Source organism: Haloglomus litoreum, from assembly GCF_029338515.1.
Classification (GTDB): domain Archaea; phylum Halobacteriota; class Halobacteria; order Halobacteriales; family Haloarculaceae; genus Haloglomus; species Haloglomus litoreum.
Genome location: NZ_CP119988.1, coordinates 1,165,796 through 1,184,268 on the forward strand (window position 1 = coordinate 1,165,796; position 18,473 = coordinate 1,184,268).

General features: G+C 68.6%; 14 protein-coding genes. 7 read left to right on the top strand and 7 right to left on the bottom strand.

What is annotated here, in order from left to right; translation table 11 throughout:
• The first annotated feature begins 117 nt into the window (after window positions 1-117).
• Both P2T62_RS05830 and P2T62_RS05835 read left to right on the top strand, forming a co-directional pair.
• Entirely contained in the window at window positions 118-1,797 is a 1,680-nt protein-coding gene (locus tag P2T62_RS05830; protein WP_276260544.1) for an acetate--CoA ligase, read from the top strand.
• Window positions 1,798-1,982: 185 nt separating this feature from the next.
• Window positions 1,983-3,215, top strand: coding sequence for a dihydrolipoamide acetyltransferase family protein (locus tag P2T62_RS05835; protein ID WP_276260545.1), 1,233 nt, complete (start codon window positions 1,983-1,985; stop codon window positions 3,213-3,215).
• Between the two features lie 68 nt (window positions 3,216-3,283).
• Here P2T62_RS05835 and P2T62_RS05840 read toward each other — a convergent pair whose 3' ends face one another.
• Window positions 3,284-4,252 (bottom strand): alpha-ketoacid dehydrogenase subunit beta, encoded by a 969-nt coding sequence (locus P2T62_RS05840; RefSeq protein ID WP_276260546.1) that lies wholly within the window; start codon window positions 4,250-4,252, stop codon window positions 3,284-3,286.
• Entirely contained in the window at window positions 4,249-5,280 is a 1,032-nt protein-coding gene (locus P2T62_RS05845) for a thiamine pyrophosphate-dependent dehydrogenase E1 component subunit alpha (protein ID WP_276260547.1), read from the bottom strand. Before P2T62_RS05845 ends, P2T62_RS05840 begins: the two co-directional genes overlap by 4 nt.
• Before the next feature lie 89 nt (window positions 5,281-5,369).
• On the opposite strand from P2T62_RS05845, the gene P2T62_RS05850 reads away from it, so the two are divergent.
• On the top strand, window positions 5,370-6,437 hold the full coding sequence (locus P2T62_RS05850; protein WP_276260548.1) for a 2,3-butanediol dehydrogenase: 1,068 nt from the start codon (window positions 5,370-5,372) through the stop codon (window positions 6,435-6,437).
• Between the two features lie 90 nt (window positions 6,438-6,527).
• Window positions 6,528-7,751 carry an acyl-CoA dehydrogenase family protein gene (locus tag P2T62_RS05855; protein WP_276260549.1) on the top strand — a complete coding sequence of 408 codons (1,224 nt, stop codon included), beginning with the start codon at window positions 6,528-6,530 and terminating at the stop codon, window positions 7,749-7,751.
• A 16-nt stretch (window positions 7,752-7,767) separates the two neighbouring features.
• Here the strand turns inward: P2T62_RS05855 and P2T62_RS05860 are convergent, their stop codons facing one another.
• The 3 genes from P2T62_RS05860 to P2T62_RS05870 all read right to left on the bottom strand — a co-directional run bounded on the left by P2T62_RS05860 (window position 7,768) and on the right by P2T62_RS05870 (window position 11,222).
• The gene (locus P2T62_RS05860) at window positions 7,768-9,435 is read right to left on the bottom strand and encodes a class I adenylate-forming enzyme family protein (RefSeq protein ID WP_276260550.1); all 1,668 of its coding nucleotides are present in this window, start codon (window positions 9,433-9,435) and stop codon (window positions 7,768-7,770) included.
• Window positions 9,436-9,528: 93 nt separating this feature from the next.
• Window positions 9,529-10,341 (bottom strand): SDR family oxidoreductase, encoded by an 813-nt coding sequence (locus tag P2T62_RS05865; RefSeq protein ID WP_276260551.1) that lies wholly within the window; start codon window positions 10,339-10,341, stop codon window positions 9,529-9,531.
• Window positions 10,341-11,222, bottom strand: coding sequence for a beta-keto acid cleavage family enzyme (locus P2T62_RS05870; protein WP_276260552.1), 882 nt, complete (start codon window positions 11,220-11,222; stop codon window positions 10,341-10,343). Before P2T62_RS05870 ends, P2T62_RS05865 begins: the two co-directional genes overlap by 1 nt.
• A 281-nt stretch (window positions 11,223-11,503) precedes the next feature.
• Between P2T62_RS05870 and P2T62_RS05875 the strand changes: the two genes are divergently transcribed.
• The 3 genes from P2T62_RS05875 to P2T62_RS05885 all read left to right on the top strand — a co-directional run bounded on the left by P2T62_RS05875 (window position 11,504) and on the right by P2T62_RS05885 (window position 15,392).
• A complete protein-coding gene (locus tag P2T62_RS05875; protein WP_276260553.1) occupies window positions 11,504-13,183 on the top strand; it encodes an acyl-CoA carboxylase subunit beta in 1,680 nt (559 codons plus the stop codon).
• A 121-nt stretch (window positions 13,184-13,304) separates the two neighbouring features.
• Entirely contained in the window at window positions 13,305-14,114 is an 810-nt protein-coding gene (locus P2T62_RS05880) for an enoyl-CoA hydratase/isomerase family protein (RefSeq protein ID WP_276260554.1), read from the top strand.
• A gap of 63 nt (window positions 14,115-14,177) precedes the next feature.
• On the top strand, window positions 14,178-15,392 hold the full coding sequence (locus P2T62_RS05885; protein ID WP_276260555.1) for an acyl-CoA dehydrogenase family protein: 1,215 nt from the start codon (window positions 14,178-14,180) through the stop codon (window positions 15,390-15,392).
• A 38-nt stretch (window positions 15,393-15,430) separates the two neighbouring features.
• Here P2T62_RS05885 and P2T62_RS05890 read toward each other — a convergent pair whose 3' ends face one another.
• Together P2T62_RS05890 and P2T62_RS05895 are read right to left on the bottom strand one after the other, a co-directional pair.
• Complete coding sequence (locus tag P2T62_RS05890) at window positions 15,431-17,038, bottom strand: class I adenylate-forming enzyme family protein (RefSeq protein ID WP_276260556.1); 1,608 nt, start codon at window positions 17,036-17,038, stop codon at window positions 15,431-15,433.
• Window positions 17,035-17,811 carry an IclR family transcriptional regulator gene (locus P2T62_RS05895; RefSeq protein WP_276260557.1) on the bottom strand — a complete coding sequence of 259 codons (777 nt, stop codon included), beginning with the start codon at window positions 17,809-17,811 and terminating at the stop codon, window positions 17,035-17,037. Before P2T62_RS05895 ends, P2T62_RS05890 begins: the two co-directional genes overlap by 4 nt.
• Window positions 17,812-18,473: the final 662 nt, after the last annotated feature.

Sequence of the window (18,473 nt, forward strand, 5' to 3'; positions counted from 1 at the left end):
CACGCCGTTCCGCGTCCAGCCCCGACAGTCGTCCGTGACGCCCGCTGTCGTCCACCTCGCTGTGTCCCGCCCGTGGCGCCGGGGAAACTATAACCCTGCCCTGCGGACTCCGATGCCATGAGTGATAGTAGCACGGAGGGGGAGCGACTGGACGCCTACCACTTCTACGAGCGGGAGTGGGAGAGCTACGACCAGCTCCGGGCGGCCTTCGAGTGGGAGGTCCCCGAGCGGTTCAACATCGCGGCGTTCGTCTGTGACCGGTGGGCGACGGATCCGGACCGGACGGCGATCCACGCCGAGACGGCGGCCGGCGACCGGCGGGTGTACGGCTTCCGCGATTTGTACGAGATGGCGAACGGGCTGGCGAACTACCTGGCCGCCCAGGGCGTCGAGCGGGGCGACCGGGTCGGCGTGAACCTGCCCCAGAAGCCGGAGACGGCGGTCGCGCACCTGGCCTGCTGGAAGCTGGGAGCCGTCTCGGTCCCGCTGAGCGTGAAGTTCGGGCCCGACGCGCTGGGCTACCGGCTCGAGGACTCGGGAGCGGTCGCCTGCGTCGTCGACGCTGTGAACGTGGAGGCGCTCCGAGAGGTTCGCCCGTCGCTCCCGGCGCTCGAGACGACGCTCACCGTCGACGCCGAGCCGACGGCGGAAGAGCGAGACCTGGCGAGCGCCATCGCGGACCGGTCGACGACGTTCGAGACCGCCGACACCGCCGCCGAGGACCCGGCGATCATCATCTACACATCCGGAACCACGGGTGACCCGAAGGGGGTGTTGCACGCCCACCGGTTCTTCCTGGGCCACCTCCCGCTGTTCCTCACGGACTTCTGCAACGTCGAACTCCGGGACGAGGACGTGTTCTGGCTCCCCTCGGAGTGGTCCTGGATCGCGGTGTTCGACATCGTGTTCCCGGCCTGGTTCTACGGGAAGCCGGTGGTCGCCTACCAGGCCGACGGGTTCGACCCGGCGGCGGCGTTCGAGTTGATCGACCGGTACGACGTGACGGTGACGTTCATCCCGCCGACCGCCCTCCGGATGATGAAGACGATCGAGGACACCGACGCGTACGACCTCGGGTCGCTGCGGACCATCGCTGCCGGCGGCGAGGCGCTGGACCGTGACACGTTCGAGTGGGCGTTCGAGACGTTCGGCGAGGACGTCGCGGTCCACGAGGGGTACGGGCAGACGGAGGCCAACATGCTCGTCGCGAACTGTACCGCGCTCGCGGACTACAAGATCGGCAAACTCGGGCTCCCGGGGCCGGGCCACGAACTCGCCATCCTCGACCCGGAGAGCGCCGAGCCGACCGTTCCGACGGGTGAGGTCGGCGAGATCGGGGTCCGGTACGAGGGCGACCCGGTCTGCTTTCTGGAGTACTGGAACAAGCCCGAGCGGACCGACGCCAAGATCGAGAACGGCTGGCTACTCACCGGTGACCTCGGGTGGGTCGACGAGGACGGCTACTACGCGTTCGAGAGCCGGAAGGACGACGTCATCATCTCGGCGGGCTACCGCATCAGCCCCGAGGAGATCGAGGAGACGCTGACGGGCCACCCCGCGGTCGCGCAGGCCGGCGTCGTCGGCGTCCCGGACGCCGAGCGCGGCGAGGTCCCGAAGGCGTTCATCGAGCTGGCGCCCGGTCGCGAGGGGACCGGGGGACTGCGGGCCGAGCTTCAGGACCACGTCAAGTCCCGGCTCGCCCGCTACGAGTATCCCCGGGAGATCGTCGTCAGGGAGGAACTCCCCCGGACCACGACTGGCAAGGTCCGGCGGAGCGCACTGACCGACGAGGAGTGAACCGACCCGGCGACTCACTGAAGCGCTCCCCCGGGCCGAACGTTTATGTCGCCTGGCACGCGCCATGACTCCATGCACCCCCGAGGAACCGGGAGCGTCGGCGCTTCCGCCGACACGACAGCCACCCGTATCTCACCGAGTGACCGCCAGCCCGTGCCGACCGGTTCGCCGGCGGTAGCCGATCGATGGAAGTAGTGACGCTGCCCAAACTTGGCATCAGCGACGAGGGCGAACTCGTCGCCTGGGAGGTCGAGATCGGCGACACGGTCGAGGAGGGCGACCTGCTGGCGGTGTTCGAGTCCGACAAGGCCAGCGCGGAGGTGACGGCGACCGCCGGTGGCGTCCTTCTGGCGACGTATCTCGACGAGGGCGACGTCATCGACGTCGACCCCGGACGCCCCATCGCGGTCGTCGGCGAGTCGGGTGAGACGCCGCCGCAGTACGAGGACCTGCTCGCGGACGAGGACGCCAGAGCGAGTGCCACAGCCGGGGGCACCCCTGGTGCGGGAGCGACGCAGGTGGCCGAGGAGTCTGGCGGTGGCGGCGAGTCCGGCGGTGTCGGAGACACCGACGACGGAAACGACGGGGGCTCGTCGGGAATCACGGCGACGCCGCGCGCGAAGCGCTACGCCCGGGAGGTTGATGTGGACCTCGCCGCGGTCGAGGGGACCGGCCCGCAGGGGGCGGTCACCGAGGACGATGTCGTCGCGTACGAGGAGTTGGCCGACACGGACCCGGCCGGACTGACGGTCACCGAGAGCCGGACGCTGTCGGGGACGCGGCGGACCATCGCCGAGCGTCTCTCCCGGAGCGCCCGCGAGAAGCCCCACGTGATGGGTACCCGGCAGGTGTCCATCGAGCGGCTCGAGACGTTCCACGACCGGCTGGAGGAGGCCGGCCCCTCGCTGAACGACCTCATCCTCGTCGCGGTGGCGCGGACCCTTGCGGACTACCCGGCGTTCAACGCCCGGTACGAGGACGAGACCCACCGGCTCGTCGAGGAGGTGAACGTCGGCTACGCGGTCGACACGCCGAAGGGGCTGGTCGTGCCGGTCCTCCGGAATCTGTCCGGGAAGGACCCCGCGGCGGTCCACGAGGAGCGCAGGGAGCGAGTCGAGCGCGTCCGGGCGGACGAGCACACGGCCGAGGATCTGCAGGGCGGGACGTTCACCGTGACGAACGTCGGGTCGCTCGGCGTCGACGTGTCCCACTCCATCATCGACCCCCCACAGGTCGCCATCCTGGCGATCGGCCGGCGCAAACCGGCCGCCTTCGAGCGTGATGGGACGTTCGTGCTGGAGCGAGCCATCACGTTCAGTCTCACCATCGACCACCGCGTCCTCGACGGGGCCGACACCGGGCGCTTTCTCGCCCGGCTCGACGACTACCTCCAGGAGCCCGATCGACTCGTGGAGTGAGCGGTCCTCGGGCGGTCGTGCTGTCTGGGCCACAGCGGCGGAACGGACCGGGCCGTGCCACGGCCGTCTCAGAACGTGTCGCGGATCGCGTCGACGATCCCGTCGGTGCCGGGTATCACCTCGTCTTCCAGCGGCGGGCTGAACGGGATGGGGGTGTCCGCGACGCCGACCGTCTGGGGCGGCGCATCGAGGCTGAAGAAGTCGTTCGTCGTCACCTCGCTCACGATGTGGCTCTGGGTGCCGTAGCGCAGCGGCGTCTCGTCGACGGCGACGAGCCGACCGGTCTTGCGGACACTCGCGCGGATGGTCTCGGTGTCGAGCGGAGCGAACGTCCGTGGATTGACCACCTCCACGTCGATCTCGCCGGCGAGTCGTTCGGCGGCCTCGATCGCCCGGTAGAACAGCTGCTGGGTCGCGACGACGGTGACATCATCGCCCTCGCGCTCGACGGCAGCCTCACCCAGCGGGAGCGTGTACTCCTCGTCGGGGACCTCGCCGCGCTTCCCCATGAGGTTCTTGTGGGGAAGGACGAAGACGGGGTTGTCGTCCCGGATCGCGCTCTTGAGCAACCCCTTCGCGTCGTACGGGGTGGTCAGGGTGACGACGACGAACCCCGGCTGGCTGCCCATCCAGGCGTGGACGCTCTGGGAGTGCTGGGCGCCCGACCGGATACCCGCACCCGACGGCGCCAGCACCGTCAGCGGGACGGAGAACTGGCCGCCGCTGATGTAGCCCATCTTCGGGATCTGGTTGATCATCTCGTCGCCGGCGGTCGCGGCGAAGTCCGCGAACTGCAACTCGGCCACGGGCCGCAGCCCGCCCACCGCCGCCCCGAGCGCGTGGCCCGCGATGCCGACCTCCGAGAGGGGCGTATCGCGGACCCGCGTCTCGCCGTACTTCTCCTGGAGCGACCGTGTCTCACCGAAGTTCCCGCCGAAGGAGCCCACGTCCTCGCCGGCGACGTACACCCGCTCGTCGCGCGCGAGTTCCTCGTCGAGCGCCGCCCGGAGCGCCTCGCTGACGGACAGCTCCGTCATCGTTCCTCACCCCCGTCCGTCCCCTCCTGCCCGTACAGCGGCCGGACGTAGACGTCCTCGTAGGCCGTCGCTGGCTCCGGAAACTCGCTCTCCCGTGCGTACGCGACCGCGTCGGCAGCGGTGGACTCGGCATCGGCGTACCGGGCCTCGTACTCCGCGTCGGTGAGGTAGCCCCGGTCCTGCAACCGGTCGCGGAACGACGCCAGCGGGTCGTGCGCCTCGCCGGCCGCGGCGTCGGGGTCCTCGCGGTACTGCTGTTTGTCCCCCTCGAAGTGCCCCCGCATCCGGACGACCCGGCTCTCGATGACCGTCGGCCCGCCGCCACTCCGGGCGCGCTCGACGGCCGCCGAGACAGCCTCGTGGATGGCTACCGGATCCATCCCGTCGACCGACGCCGTCGGGATACCCAGGGGCTCGCCGTACGCCGATAGCTCGTCGGCGGGGAGGTTCCCCGCGTCGTAGGAGATGGCGAACCCGTTGTTCTCGATCACGTAGACGACCGGGAGGTTCCAGGTCGCCGCGAACACGAGCGCCGTGTGGAACGACCCGCGCGAGGTGCCGCCGTCGCCGATGGTCGAGACGACGACGTTCCCCGTCTCGCGCATCTGCTGGGCGAGCGCGAGGCCTGCGGCCGGGTTCTGGCCGGAGCCGATGGTCGCGGCGTGTCCGTAGAGGTGCCGTTCGTGGTCGGCGAGGTGCATCGACCCACCCTTCCCGTGGTTGGAGCCGGTCGCCTTCCCGTAGATCTCGGCCATCGCCTCCCGCATCGGGACGCCCTTTACCAGGTACTGGCCGTGGAGCCGCGAACCGCCGACTGCGAGCCAGTCGTCCGGCTCCATTGCGGTGCCCATCCCGGCATGCGAGGCCTCGTGCCCGTGACAGAGGTGGAGGAAGCCCGGGACATCCCCGTCCCTGAACTGGTCGAGTGCGGCCTCGTCGAACGCCCGGATACGGATCATCTCCTCGAGGAGCGTCTCGATGGTCCCCGCCGAGCAGTCCTCGAGGCTAGCTGTCGTCTCGTGAACCATGCCCAGTACGGTGTCTGATGGGTGATAAAGGTGGGTCCCGGTCGGGAACCGGGCACAGCTTCTTGACGGCACGCCGAAAACGGTGGGACATGCGTGCCGCCGTGTACCACGGGAGACGGGATGTCCGGATCGAGGCAGTCGACCCACGGCCGGTCGGGCCGACGGATGTCGCAGTAGATATCGCCTACTGTGGAATCTGTGGTTCGGATGTCCACGAGTACGCCGCCGGCCCGATCGCCATCCCGGCGGACGAACCGCATCCACTGACCGGCGAGACGCTGCCGCTGACGCTGGGTCACGAGTTCAGCGGGACCGTCCGCGAGGTCGGCGAGGACGTCGAGCGCGTCGCCGCGGGCGACCGGGTGACGGTGAACCCGGCCATCTGGTGTGGGGACTGCAAGTTCTGCCAGCGCGGTGACCACAACCTCTGTGTGACGGGCGGGAGCATCGGGCTGGCCGGCTGGGGCGGCGGACTGGCCGAGCGGGCCGTCGTTCCCGCCTCGCAGGTCGTCCCCGTCCCGGCGGGGGTCGGGCTCGACGACGCCGCGCTCGCCGAGCCCTACGCCGTTGCGCTCCACGCGGTCCGACGCTCGCGACTTCGCGCCGGCGACGACGCGGCCGTCTTCGGCGCCGGCCCTATCGGACTGGGCGTCGCACAGCTGGCGCGTCTCGCGGGCGCGAACCGCCTGTTCGTCAGTGAACCCGCAGCCGGGCGGCGGTCCGTGGCCGGCGAACTCGGTGCGCGGACGCTCGACCCGGCCGAGACCGACCCCGTCGGCCATGTCTCCGGACTGACCGACGGGGGCGTCGCCGTGGCCTTCGAGGCAGCCGGCGCCGAACCAGCGCTCCGGGACGCCGTCCGCACGACCGACCGCGGCGGCGAGGTGGTACTCATCAGCGTGTTCGAGGAGGAGATAGCCATCCAACCGAACTTCGTGATGATGGCCGAGCGGTCGCTCGTCGGCTCGATCGCATACGGTACCGGACCGCGGGCCGCCGCCGGGGAGTTCGCCGCCGTCCTCGATATGCTGGCGGACGGCCGCCTCGACCCCGAGCCGCTCGTCACCGACCGGATCGACCTCGACGATGTCGTCGCGGACGGGTTCGAGGCGCTGATCGACCCGGACGGCCAGGTGAAAATACTGGTCTCTCCCTGACACACTGGGTGCGTCGGTCCGGTCGTGTGGCCGCGGGAGGGCGCCGGACCCGATACTATTTATCATGATACGCTCTAGCACTGCGCAGGAATGAGCCTAGTCGACCACCCGGACTCCGAGCGTGCTCGCGAACTGGCCGAACGGACCCGCGATCTGATGGAGGAGGTCGTCCTGCCGTTCGAGCGCGACCTCGCGCCCGGTGAGTCCGTCTCCCCGGACGGACTGGCGACGTTGCGCGAGGCCGCACACGACTACGGGGTCTACTGCCCGCAGATGCCCACCGAGTACGGCGGCATGGGCGAGTCGTTCCGGGACTCGCTCGCCGTCTTCGAGGAGGCGGGGCGGTCACTGCTGGGCCCGCCGGCACTCCGGGTGGACGCCCCCGACGAGGGGAACATGCACACCATCGAACTCGCGGGGACGGACGAGCAGAAAGAGCGGTGGCTGCCGCCGCTCATCGAGGGGGAGGCACGCTCGGCGTTCTCGATGACGGAGCCGGCACCGGGTGGCGGGTCGGACCCGAAGATGCTGCAGACGACCGCCGAGAAGGACGGCGACGAGTGGGTCATCGACGGCCACAAGTGGTGGACCTCGAACGGCTACGAGGCCGACGTGTTCCTCGTGATGGCCCGCACCGACCAGGAGAAACACCCCTACGAGGGCTGTTCGCTGTTCCTCGTGCCGGCGGCGACCGATGGCGTCGAACTGGTGCGGGACGTGCCCGCGATGGAGAGCGCGGTGCTCGACCTGAGCCACGCGGAGGTCCGGTACGACGGCGTGCGCGTGCCCGAGGAGAACCTGCTGGGCGCGGAGAACGACGGCTTCCGGATCGCCCAGCAGCGGCTGGGGCCCGCGCGGCTCACCCACTGCATGCGCTTCTGCGGGATGGCCGACCGCGCACTGGGGGTCGCGCGGGCCTACATGCGCAACCGCGACGCGTTCGGCTCCTCGCTGGAGGAGAAGCAGTCGCTACGCCACCGGATGGCCGAGCGCGAACTCGACCTCCACGGGACGCGGACGATGACCCGCGACGCGGCCCGGCGCGTGAGCGGTGGCGACGAGGCCCGCCTCCCGGTCGCGATGTGCAAGGTCCGTGCCGCGCGGATGATCCAGGAGACGGTCGACTTCGCCATCCAGTGCTGTGGCGGCGCGGGGCTCTCGCGGGATCTCCCGCTCGTGGACTTCTACGAGGGGATGCGCTTCTTCCGCATCGGCGACGGCGCCGACGAGGTCCACCTCCGGTCGATCGCCCGGGCGGCGTTCGCCGACGAGCACGTCGCCGAGGCGGATCTGGGCAACCTGCCGCAGTTCTGATTCGGACCCTCGCTCGCTACCCGTCGGCGGAACCGTCGATCCGCGAGCGCGCCTCCGCCTCCAGGGACTCCTGGACGATCTTGCCCGTCTCGGTCGTCGGCCACTCGTCGATCTCGAAGAAGTTCCGTGGGATCCTGTAGTCGGCGATGCGGTCCTTGCAGGCCGCCCGCCACTCCTCGGCCGAGCGGGGTTCGGCCCCGGGCGCGTACTCGATGAACGCGACGATGCGCTGTCCCCAGTAGTCGTCTGGGACACCGACGACGGCCACGTCGGCGATGTCGTCGAAGGCGTCCCCGAGGAACGTCTCCACGGCACGGGTCGAGACGTTCTCGCCCCCGGTCTTCACCACGTCGTCCAGCCGGCCGTCGAAGTAGACGTAGCCGCCGTCGACCCGGCCGTAGTCCCCCGAGTGCCAGTAGCCCTCCTCGTCCCAGCCCGCCGCGGTTCGCTCCGGCTGCTGGTAGTACCCCTCGAATACCGACCAGCCGCGGTAGCAGAGCTCCCCAGCCTCACCCGGGGGGAGCCGGTCGCCCGTCTCCGGGTCCTTCGCAACCACCTCGATGCCCGGCAGCGGCTGCCCGTTGCTGTACTTCCGGAGGTCGGCGTCCGGGTCGTCGGCGTCCACCACCGAGACGAGCGGACCGCCCTCGGTCTGTGCGTAGAGGTTCGCGAAGGTCCGCTCGTCGGGTGGAGCGTCGCTCATCGCCACGGCCGCGTCGTACTGCGAGGGGGTCGCCGCGACGAGCGCCTTCTCGATCGTGAACTCCGTCTCCTCGAAGGTCGGTGCGTCCCGGAGCGCGGCGTACATCGTCCCGAACCCGAACATCGACTCGATGCCGTGCTCGTCGATGACTTCGAGCGCGGTCCCGGGGTCGAACCGTGGCTGGAAGTAGAGCGTGCTGCCCCAGACCGCCGTGTTCATCAGTATCCCGGTCACCAGGCCCCCGTTGTGGTAGAACGGCGAGAAGTTGATGAACCGATCCTCGGGCTCGATCCCCATGGCCCGACCGACGAAGTAGGCGTTGGGTACCAGCGACTCGTGAGTGAGCATCGCGCTCTTCGACGTGCCCGTCGTCCCCGACGTCTGGAGCAGGTACTGGACGTCCCCCGGCCCGGGCGCGTGGTCGCCGGGGGACCACGCCCCAGCAGCCATCTCCTCCCCGGCGTCGAGGAACGCCCCGTACTCGCGGCACGGGTCCCGGAGTCGGCCCCCGAGGTCGAGCGCCACGACGTGTTCCAGGGTCGGAACCGCAGCCGAGTCGACGCCACCGTCGGCGGTCCCCTCGAGGTCCGGCAGGGCCTCCGAGAGCAGCCCCAGGTGGTCACTGCCGCCGTCACGGGCCGTCGTCACCAGCACGGCGGGGTCCGCCCGCCGGAGCACCTCCCCCAGTTCCTCGGCACCCCACATCGCGTTGTAGGGGTTGACGACGGCTCCGGCCTGGAGCGTCCCGTAGGTGAGCGCAACGAACTCGGGGCGGTTCGCCATGAGTATCGCGACGTGGTCGCCCGGCCCGACGCCGTGGGCGTACAGGGCCGCGGCGACCCGGTCCGCAGCTGCCCGGAGTTCGCCGTACGTGGTGACCTGTTGCTCGCCGTCCGTGACGAACACGAACGCCGGTTCGTCGGGGTGCTCTTCGGCCCGGGCGCGGAGTAGTTGCTGGGCGGTCCGCTCGAAGGGCGGCATGGGAGACGCATCCCCGGAGACCCACTTAGTCCTTTGCCGTGGGGCCGAAGCGTGACCCGACGCCGATAGAGTGGGACCGCCGGCTCCCGTGTCTCAGAAGTCGTACGGGAGCGGGGCGGTGAGCTGTCCGCCGTCGACGGTGAAGTAGCCGCCCGTCACGTAGGCCGCCGCGGGGCTGGCGAGGAACAGCGTCAGCGGGACGCAGTCGCCGGGCGTCCCGAAGCGGCCCGAGGGGATGTCCTCTAGCAGTTCGTCGGGGAGCGACCCGCCCGAGGCCTCCAGCACGCCCTCCGTCTCGATGACACCGGGCGCGACGGTGTTGGCGCGGATGCCGTCCTCTGCCCACTCCGCGGCGACGGTCTGCATCAGGTTGTGGATGCCGGCCTTGCCGGCGCCGGAGTGGGCGTGGAACGGCGCCCCGCGCTCGGAGTTCGTCGCACCCATCGCCAGGACGACCCCGCCACCCTGTTCTCGCATCTGTTCGGCGGCGGCGAAGGTGCAGTAGGCGGTGCCGTCGAGGATGGTGCCGACGACGGCGCGCCAGCCGTTCGGCGTCAGCTCCTCGGTCGGCGTGACGAAGTTCGCGCCCGCGTTGTTGACCAGGATGTCGAGGCTGCCGAGTTCGTCGACGACAGTGTCGACCATCGACTCGACGGATTCGTACTCGCGGACGTCGACGGTCGTCGCGCACGCCCGCGCGCCGCGCTCCTCGAGTTCTTCTGCGACCGGCGCGAGGTGGTCCATATCGCGGCTGGCGATGGCGACGTCCGCGCCGTGGTCGGCGAACCCGAGCGCGATCTCCTCGCCGATACCGGTCCCGCCGCCGGTGACGAGGGCGACCTCGCCCTCGAACAGGTCGTCGGTGAATACATCCGTACTCTCCGGTGTCTCGCCGAAGCCCGCCATCACGCCACCCCCATGATGTCGCGGGCCTCGTCCGGTGTCGCCGGTTCGCGTCCGACGTTGCGACTCATCTCGGCGGCCCGCTCGACCAGCCCCGGGTTGGTGGACATCTCCCCGTTCGGGAGGTAGAAGTTGTCCTCCAGGCCGACGCGGACGTTGCCGCCCATCGACAGGGCGGCAGCCACCAGCGGCCACTGGTCCTCACTGATGCCGATGACCTGCCAGGTGGCGTCGTCGGGGAGCTGGCGGACCTGATGGGCCAGGTTCTCCACCGAGGCGGGGATACCGCCGAGTACGCCCATGATGAGGCTGAACTGCAGCGGGTGCTCCAGTTCACCGGACTGCAGGAACGGGCGGATGCTCCCGATATGGCCCGTGTCGAAACACTCCAGTTCGGGCTTGACACCGGCGTCGTTCATCGCCCGGACGAACGCCCTGATGTCGTCGAACGGGTTCTCGAACACCATGTTGAAGACGAAGTCCTCGCGCTCCTCGGAGTACTTCGCGTAGTTCATCGAGCCCATGTTCAGTGCGGCGATGTCGGGCCCGACCTCGCGGAGGTACTCCGTCCGTTCCTCGACCGGGAAGCCGACCGCGCCGGTCGAGAAGTTGATCAGGATGTCGGTGCGGTCGCGGACCGCATCGTATATCTCCTGGTAGGTCTCCGTATCGACGGTCTGCTCGCCCTCGTCGGTCCGCGCGTGGATATGGGCGATGGCCGCACCGGACTCGCGGGCCGCGGCGGCGTCCTTCGCGATCTCCTCAGGCGTATAGGGAATCGCCTCGCACTGGTCGCGCGTCGTCAGTGCACCGGTGAGCGCGGCGGAGATGATCGTCCTGTCGGGGTCGTTGCCTTTGACGGATTGCTGGGTTTCGAGCGTCATGATTGGATGCGTCCCGAGGGGTGGTCCGCGGGGGGCCGTCGCCCGGCAGCGTCGCCATGGGGACGTGCGGTGCCGTCGCGAAGACACACCGGTAGGCGGGCACGCACTTCGTCCGAGAGTCCCTGCCATGCCACTTAGGTCCTTCGTCGGTCCGGACGCGGCAGTCGGCTCCCTCGCGGTGCGGTACTCACCCCCACAGTTATTACCGCCGGGAGGATTGGACCAGCCAACGACCTCGCCGCCAGCGTCTCGGCGGCCGAGCCAGCGGCCCGCTCAGAGCAATGAAAATCGACATCGACGGTGACTTCGACGAGCAGACGGCGCGCGCGATAATCACGGCCATCTCCCGGCACGTCGGCGAGCCGATCGAACTCGGTGACGGCGACGACCCTCCCGCCACGGCGTTCGACGAGGCGGTCATCACGGAGCGCGAGGAACGCCTCCGCGAGGAGATCGAGGAGATCATGACTGGGGGGCCGGAGCGTGGCCACGAGAAGATCGCGGAGCTGGGCAAGCTGTTCGTCCGCGAGCGGATGGACCTCGTGTTCGACGACGTCCGGTTCGAGGACGGCACCTTCGCCGGCCAGCACAACGACGACTGGACGCCCGCCGACGGACTCGTCACCGGCGTCGCGGAGATGGACGGGCGGCGGGTCTACTTCTCGGCCAACGACTACACGGTGAAGGCGGGCTCGATCGGCTCCCAGGGGATCGAAAAGCAGATCCGGCTGAGCGAGCGGGCCGTGGACGCACGGGCGCCGATCGTCCGGCTCATCGACTCCACGGGCGCGCGACTCACGCCCGGCGAGCGCGACGAGACACAGTCACACGCCGACCGGTACACGGGTGGGAAGTCCTTCTTCAACCAGTGTATCCACTCCGGGCAGGTCCCACAGATCGGCATCCTCTACGGCCCGAACATCGCCGGGTCGGCCTACACGCCGGTGTTCTGTGACTTCCTCATCATGGTCGAGGGGACCTCCGGGATGGCCATCGCCTCGCCCCGCATCGTCGAGGAGATGACCGGCGAGCAGACCGATATGCAGGCGCTCGGCGGCCCCGAGATCCACGCCCGGCACTCCGGGAGCGCGGACCTGGTCGTCCCCGACGAGGAGGCCGCCGCCGAGATGGCCCGCACGCTGCTGGGCTACCTCCCCCAGAGCCACGACGCGGCCCTGCCGACCGAGCCGCCGGCGCCACCTGGGCTGGCGCCCGGGAGCCTGGACAGCGCCATCCCCGAGCGGCCCAACGAGGCCTACGACGTGAACCAGGTGATCAAGCGCGTCGTCGACCGTGACTCGTGGCTGGAACTGAAACCCGACTTCGCCCCGGAGATCGTCACCGGGTTCGGCCGCATCGACGGGCGGCCCGTCGGCGTCGTCGCCAACCAGCCCGAGCACGTCTCCGGCGCCATCTTCCCCGACTCGGCGGAGAAGGCGGCGGGCTTCATCTGGAAGTGCGACGCGTTCGGCATCCCGCTGGTCTACCTCTGTGATACGCCCGGGTTCATGATCGGCTCGGCGGTCGAGAAGGAGGGCGTGCTCCAGAAGGGCCGGAAGTTCATCTACGCCACCTCGAACGCACAGGTGCCGAAGATCTGCGTCATCACCCGCAAGGCGTACGGTGCGGGGATCTACGCGATGTGTGGGCCCGCCTTCGAGCCGGACGCGACGCTCGCGCTCCCGTCGGCCGAACTCGCGGTCATGGGCCCGGACGCCGCGGTCCGGGCCGTCTTCGCCCGGCAGATCGACGACATCGACGACCCCGCAGAGCGCGAGGCGTTCATCGAGGAGAAGAAGGCCGAGTACCGCAAGGATATCCGCAAACAGGCCTCGAATATGCAGGTCGACGAACTCGTCCCCGCCGGAGACCTGCGTGAACAGCTCGTCGAGCGACTCGGCGCGCTCCGGAACAAGCAGCGCCGCAGCTACGACCGTTACCACGGGACGGTGCTGTTCTGAGGCTCACGGGCCGTCGTCAGGCGACTCGACCGAGACGGGCAGCGCGCCGAGGAAAAGCTTTAGGCCGTCGGCAGGCCCCAGTTACCGCGACCGCTCCGCAGCGCGGGCGGGACCTGTAACCATGACACCGGATCCGACAGCGGCCTCGAACGAGGACCTGAGCGTCACGACCAGCGACGACGGCGTGGTCGTGCGAGCCACCATCGACCGCCCGGAGACCCACAATGCGCTCAACGACCGGGTGCTCGACGGCCTGATGGCCGTGATGGACGCCGCGGACGGGAGTCCCGCCCGCGTGGTCGTGGTCCGGGGCGCCGATGGCACCTTCTGTTCGGGGGGCGACCTGTCGGGGATGGACGAGGACGGGACGCCGTCGATGCAGGAGCGCCGGCGGAGTTCGGGGAAACTCAGCGAGCTGTTCGAGCGGATGGTCGCCACCTCGGCACTGACCGTCGCGGCGGTCGAGGGGTACTGCCTCGCCGGGGGCTGCGGGCTCGCGGCGGCCTGCGAGTTCGTGGTCGCCGCCGCCGACGCCGAGTTCGGGACGCCAGAGGTCAACGTCGGGATGTTCCCGATGCAGGCGATGGCGTCGATCATGCCGGCGGTCCGCGAGAAGCAGGGACTGAAGCTCCTGTTCACCGGCGAGCACGTCTCCGCCACCGAGGGCCGGGAGATCGGGCTCGTCACGGACGTGTACGATGCCGAGTCGTTCGACGACGAACTCGCGGCGTTCGTCGACGAGCTGGCCGCCAACAGTCCCGTCATGATCTCGATGGGCAAGGAGGCGTACTACAACCAGCGGGACATGTCGTTCGAGCGGTCCTACCGCTACCTGAAGGAGATGCTCGTCCTGCTGATGGAGAGCGAGGACCACGCCGAGGGGGTCGCCGCCTTCCTCGAGGACCGCGAGCCGGCGTGGAAACGGCGGTAGGCGACCGGACTCTCCGACTCCACCCGGGCCAAGCTATATGACACCGTCGGGTGAGCGTCCGGCATGGAGCTAGCATTCGATGACTCCGAGACGGCACGCGAGCTGGTCGAGCGGACGCGGGCGTTCATGGACGAGGTCGTCATCCCGACCGAGCGCGAGGAGTTCCTCTCCGGCGGCGACATGACCGATGCGGTGATCGAGGCGCTGCGTGCGGAGGCGAGGGACCGGGGCCTCTACGCCCCCCAGCTCCCCGAGGAGTACGGTGGGCTGGGCCTGGACTTCCGCGACGTGCTCCCGATGTTCGAGGAGGCAGGGCGGTCGCTGCTGGGGCCGCCGGCGCTCCGGGTGGACGCCCCCGACGAGGGGAACATGCACACCATCGAGATGGTCGGAACGGACGCCCAGAAGGAGGAGTGGCTCCGCCCGCTCGTCGCCGGGGAGTACACCTCTGCGTTCTCGATGACCGAGCCGATGCAGGGCGGCGGGTCGGACCCGAAGATGCTGCAGACGACCGCCGAGAAGGACGGCGACGAGTGGGTCATCGACGGCCACAAGTGGTGGACCAGCCAGGGTGACGAGGCCGACGTCCTGCTGGTCATGGCCCGCACGAACCAGGAGGCCCACCCCTACGAGGGCTGCTCGTTCTTCCTCGTTCCCCCGGACACCGAGGGCGTCGAACTCCGGCGGGAGGTGCCGTATCTGGGCGACGCCTGGGGGATCGGCCATCCGGAGGTGATCTACGACGGCGTGCGGGTGCCCGAGGAGAACCTGCTGGGCCCGAAGGACGAGGGGTTCCAGATCGCCCAGCGGCGGCTCGGCCCCGCGCGGTTGACCCACTGCATGCGCTTCTCCGGGATGGCCCAGCGCGCCATCTCCGTCGCCAAGGCGTACGTCCACGAGCGCGAGGGGTTCGGCGAGGCGCTGTCGAACAAGCAGTCGCTGCGGTTCAAGATCGCGCGCGCGGAGACCCGGCTGTACGCGGTCAGGACGCAGGTCCGCCACGCGGCCCGACAGATCGCTCGGGGGAACGAGGCGCGCACCGAGGTCGCGATGTGCAAGGTCTTCGCCGCGAACGTCGTCAACGACATCATCGACGATATGCTGCAGTTGTGTGGCGGCAACGGCATCGCCCGTGACCTCCCCATCGCGCACTTCTACGAGGAGGTCCGCGCGTTCCGCATCTTCGACGGCGCCGACGAGGTCCACCTCCGGTCGATCGCCCGGGCGAGCTTCGAGAACGTCGACAGGGAGGAGCTCGCGACCGTTACGCGGTTCTGAGTTCGGCCGGGGGCCCGGCACGGTACACAGAGGCGGCCTCAGCGGCTCAGATCGTAGCCGCTATTGCGGTCCCAAACGCCGCTTGTAGCCTCCTCGCGCAGGGCCTCCTTGCTGACCTTGCCCGAGGGCGTCCGGGGTAACTCCGACCGGATCTCGATGTAGCGGGGGACCTTCAGGTAGGGCAGCTGTTGCTCGCAGCGCTTGCAGACATCGACGGGCGTGATGTCGACCCCGTCCTCGGGGACCACCACGGCCTTGACCTCCTCGCCGCCGCCCTCGTTGACGACGCCGACCACGGCGGAGGTCTCGACGCCGGGCAGGGCGTTGATGACGCTCTCGATCTCGAGCGAGGAGATGCGCCCGGCGATCCGGCCGCGGTAGATGGAGTTCTCCTTGGTCGCGACGAAGTGGACGTAGCCGTCCTCGTCGCGGTAGCCGATCCCGCCGGTGTGGATCCACTGGTTCCGGCAGTCCTCGATGGTGCGCTCGGGATTGCCGTAGTAGCCAGTCATCATCGCGTTCGGGCGCGTCGGCCGGACGACGATCTCGCCGGGCTCGCCGGTCGGGACCGGCCAGTCGTCCTCGTCGACGATCTCGAGTTCGGCGTAGGATGGTGGTTTCCCGACGCTCGCGAGGTTGCGGTCGTCGATGCTGTTGTAGGCGGCGATGGTCGAGACCGCCGTCGTCCCGTACCCCTCCAGGAGGGTGATGTCGAACCGGTCCTCGAACGCCCGGAAGAGCCCCTCGTCCGAGGCGAAGCCCGGGCTGGCGCCGACCGCGACCTCGGCGGGGGTCTCGCCCCCCTCGGGTTCGATGTCCTGGTTGTACAGCACCGAGAGCATCCGGCTGAGATAGAGGAAGACCGTGGCGTCGTAGCGGTCGATCTGGTCCCAGAAACGCTCCGGGACGAACCCGTCCTCGATGATGAACTCCCCGCCCGCGAGGAGTGTTCCCATCACGCCGAGCTGGAAGGTGAAGATGCTGTACAGCGGGAGCGTGGTGAAGATCCGGTCGTCCTCGTCGTAGTCGAACAGGGTCCGACACGACTCCCAGCCCGTGTTCACGTAGGAGAACTGCGGCATCAACACGCCCCTCGGCTGGTTCGTCGAGTGCTGCTGGACGTACGTCAGCGAGACGGTGTCGGACTCCTCGACCGACACCTCCGGGGGCGACGTCCGCCCGCCGAGCAGACTCTCGAAGTCCCGGTAGGGGCTGTCCACTGGCGGGTCGGAGACGAAGTACTCCGCCCCCAGTCCCGGGACCCGGCTCCGGACGGACTCGTAGTCCGCCCGCGTCTGGTCGTCGACGAGCACGATCTCGATGTCCGACGTCGAGAGGACGTAGGCCAGGGTATCTCCGGTGAATCGGGTGTCGATCGGGGTGGCGACGGCGCCGAGTTTCGCGAGCGCGAAGAACGTGCAGACGTACTCGGGGGAGTTGTAGAGGAAGAGTCCGACGTGGTCGCCCGGGCCCACGCCCTGCGCGCGGAACTCGTCGGCGATGGCGTTGGCCGTCCGGTCGAGTTCGGCGTAGGACATCGTGCGATCCCGGTGCCGGAGGAAGGTCTCGTCCCCCCGCTCGGCGGCCATCCGCTCTACGGCGTCGCTGACCGTCCGGATCCCCTCCGGTGGAACCGTCGCGGTCATCGCTCGCTCCTCGCCGCGGTCAGCGTGCGCGAGAGTTCCTCGACCCGGTCCGCCAGCAGCATCGGGATGTCCTCGTCGAGGCTCTCGCCACCGAAGTCGTGGGAGTAGCCGAACACGCCGAGCGCGTGCGAGCAGCCCTGTTCGTCCTCGAACGCGACGCCGATGGACTGGACGCCCAGCGCCGTCTCCCCGTCCGTGAAGGCGTACCCTCGGTCGCGGATCTCCGCCAGTTGCTCCAGCAGTCGCTCGCTGTCCGTTATCGTCCGGTTCGTGTACACCGGGAGCCCGTGGTGGTCGATGATCCGACGGACGTACTCCTCGGGGAGGTGTGCGAGGATCGCCTTGCCGGGGCCGTGCGTGTGGAGGTACGACCGCTTCCCGATCCGGCCGTAGACCGCCTGCGTGCCCTCGGGGACGGCACGCTCGACGAAGATCCCTCGGCCCTGCTCCTCGGCGATCCACCACGCTGCCTGCGAGATCTCCTCGGCCACGTCGGAGAGAGCAGCCCGAACTTCCTCCCTGATGCCGAGCGTGCTCCTCGCGGCCATCCCGTGGGTCAGAAACCGGAGCCCGATGCGGTACGTCCCGTTCTGGTTCCGCACGTAGCCCATCGATTCGAGAGTGCTCAGGTAGTTGTGGACGGTACTCTTCGCGAGGTCGAGGTGCTCGGCCAGTTCGGTGATCTCCGCGCCGTCCTGGTTCTGCAGAACCTCGACGATTCGAAACCCCGTCCGGACGGACTTGACGTGACGAGAGGACGATGTCGAGAGCATTGATGTATGTTCCCGAGTCACGCGCTTATACCTTTCCCCGATACCGAACGCACTTCCGGTTACAACCCACGGTCTCCTCTCTTCACTATACGAATGACGAACACGCCCCGGCTATCACCCGCAGCAATGCCTACGTATTCACGAACCGGCGAGTGATGCGGGTAGAACCACCGGTACGGCCCAGTTCGCATACGTTATGTGAACGGTGGAGCCCCAGATCACCGAGGCTTCACCGGACAAGATCAGTATTCGGCATATATTTTCACGCCGATACGTCGAAACCGATGTCTGGAATCCAGGATGCGTATACGCGAGGGGCTACATGGCCGAAAGCCCGTTCGGTATCCATGCATTCGGGGAGCAACCGCTCCGAGACCTCGGTCAACGGGTTGCTGGCGGGCTCGGGACCAGTTCCTGAGCCGTAACAGATGTACGGTTGTTAATTATATCTCGACCTCGAGGTACGATGGCCCTCCGGCCATCCGGCCTGTGGATGGCCATAGTCTCTTGACGGATACTGCAGCTGTTCAACTTGCGATATATACATAATATATATCTTGACAATAAGAGATATTATCAGAATATAGGGCACATATTAGAAAATTTACGCATCAATATAGTAGTTTCTATCATATTATTGGGAATAAAGATGATTTTGCATT

Excerpts from the sequence above, each read along its gene's own strand:
- P2T62_RS05835 (WP_276260545.1), top strand. The coding sequence starts at position 1,983 with ATGGAAGTAGTGACGCTGCCCAAACTTGGCATCAGCGACGAGGGCGAA.
- P2T62_RS05830 (WP_276260544.1), top strand. The coding sequence starts at position 118 with ATGAGTGATAGTAGCACGGAGGGGGAGCGACTGGACGCCTACCACTTC.
- P2T62_RS05885 (WP_276260555.1), top strand. The coding sequence starts at position 14,178 with ATGGAGCTAGCATTCGATGACTCCGAGACGGCACGCGAGCTGGTCGAG.
- P2T62_RS05875 (WP_276260553.1), top strand. The coding sequence starts at position 11,504 with ATGAAAATCGACATCGACGGTGACTTCGACGAGCAGACGGCGCGCGCG.
- P2T62_RS05840 (WP_276260546.1), bottom strand. The coding sequence starts at position 4,252 with ATGACGGAGCTGTCCGTCAGCGAGGCGCTCCGGGCGGCGCTCGACGAG.
- P2T62_RS05870 (WP_276260552.1), bottom strand. The coding sequence starts at position 11,222 with ATGACGCTCGAAACCCAGCAATCCGTCAAAGGCAACGACCCCGACAGG.
- P2T62_RS05865 (WP_276260551.1), bottom strand. The coding sequence starts at position 10,341 with ATGGCGGGCTTCGGCGAGACACCGGAGAGTACGGATGTATTCACCGAC.
- P2T62_RS05890 (WP_276260556.1), bottom strand. The coding sequence starts at position 17,038 with ATGACCGCGACGGTTCCACCGGAGGGGATCCGGACGGTCAGCGACGCC.
- P2T62_RS05850 (WP_276260548.1), top strand. The coding sequence starts at position 5,370 with ATGCGTGCCGCCGTGTACCACGGGAGACGGGATGTCCGGATCGAGGCA.
- P2T62_RS05855 (WP_276260549.1), top strand. The coding sequence starts at position 6,528 with ATGAGCCTAGTCGACCACCCGGACTCCGAGCGTGCTCGCGAACTGGCC.
- P2T62_RS05860 (WP_276260550.1), bottom strand. The coding sequence starts at position 9,435 with ATGCCGCCCTTCGAGCGGACCGCCCAGCAACTACTCCGCGCCCGGGCC.
- P2T62_RS05880 (WP_276260554.1), top strand. The coding sequence starts at position 13,305 with ATGACACCGGATCCGACAGCGGCCTCGAACGAGGACCTGAGCGTCACG.
- P2T62_RS05845 (WP_276260547.1), bottom strand. The coding sequence starts at position 5,280 with ATGGTTCACGAGACGACAGCTAGCCTCGAGGACTGCTCGGCGGGGACC.
- P2T62_RS05895 (WP_276260557.1), bottom strand. The coding sequence starts at position 17,811 with ATGCTCTCGACATCGTCCTCTCGTCACGTCAAGTCCGTCCGGACGGGG.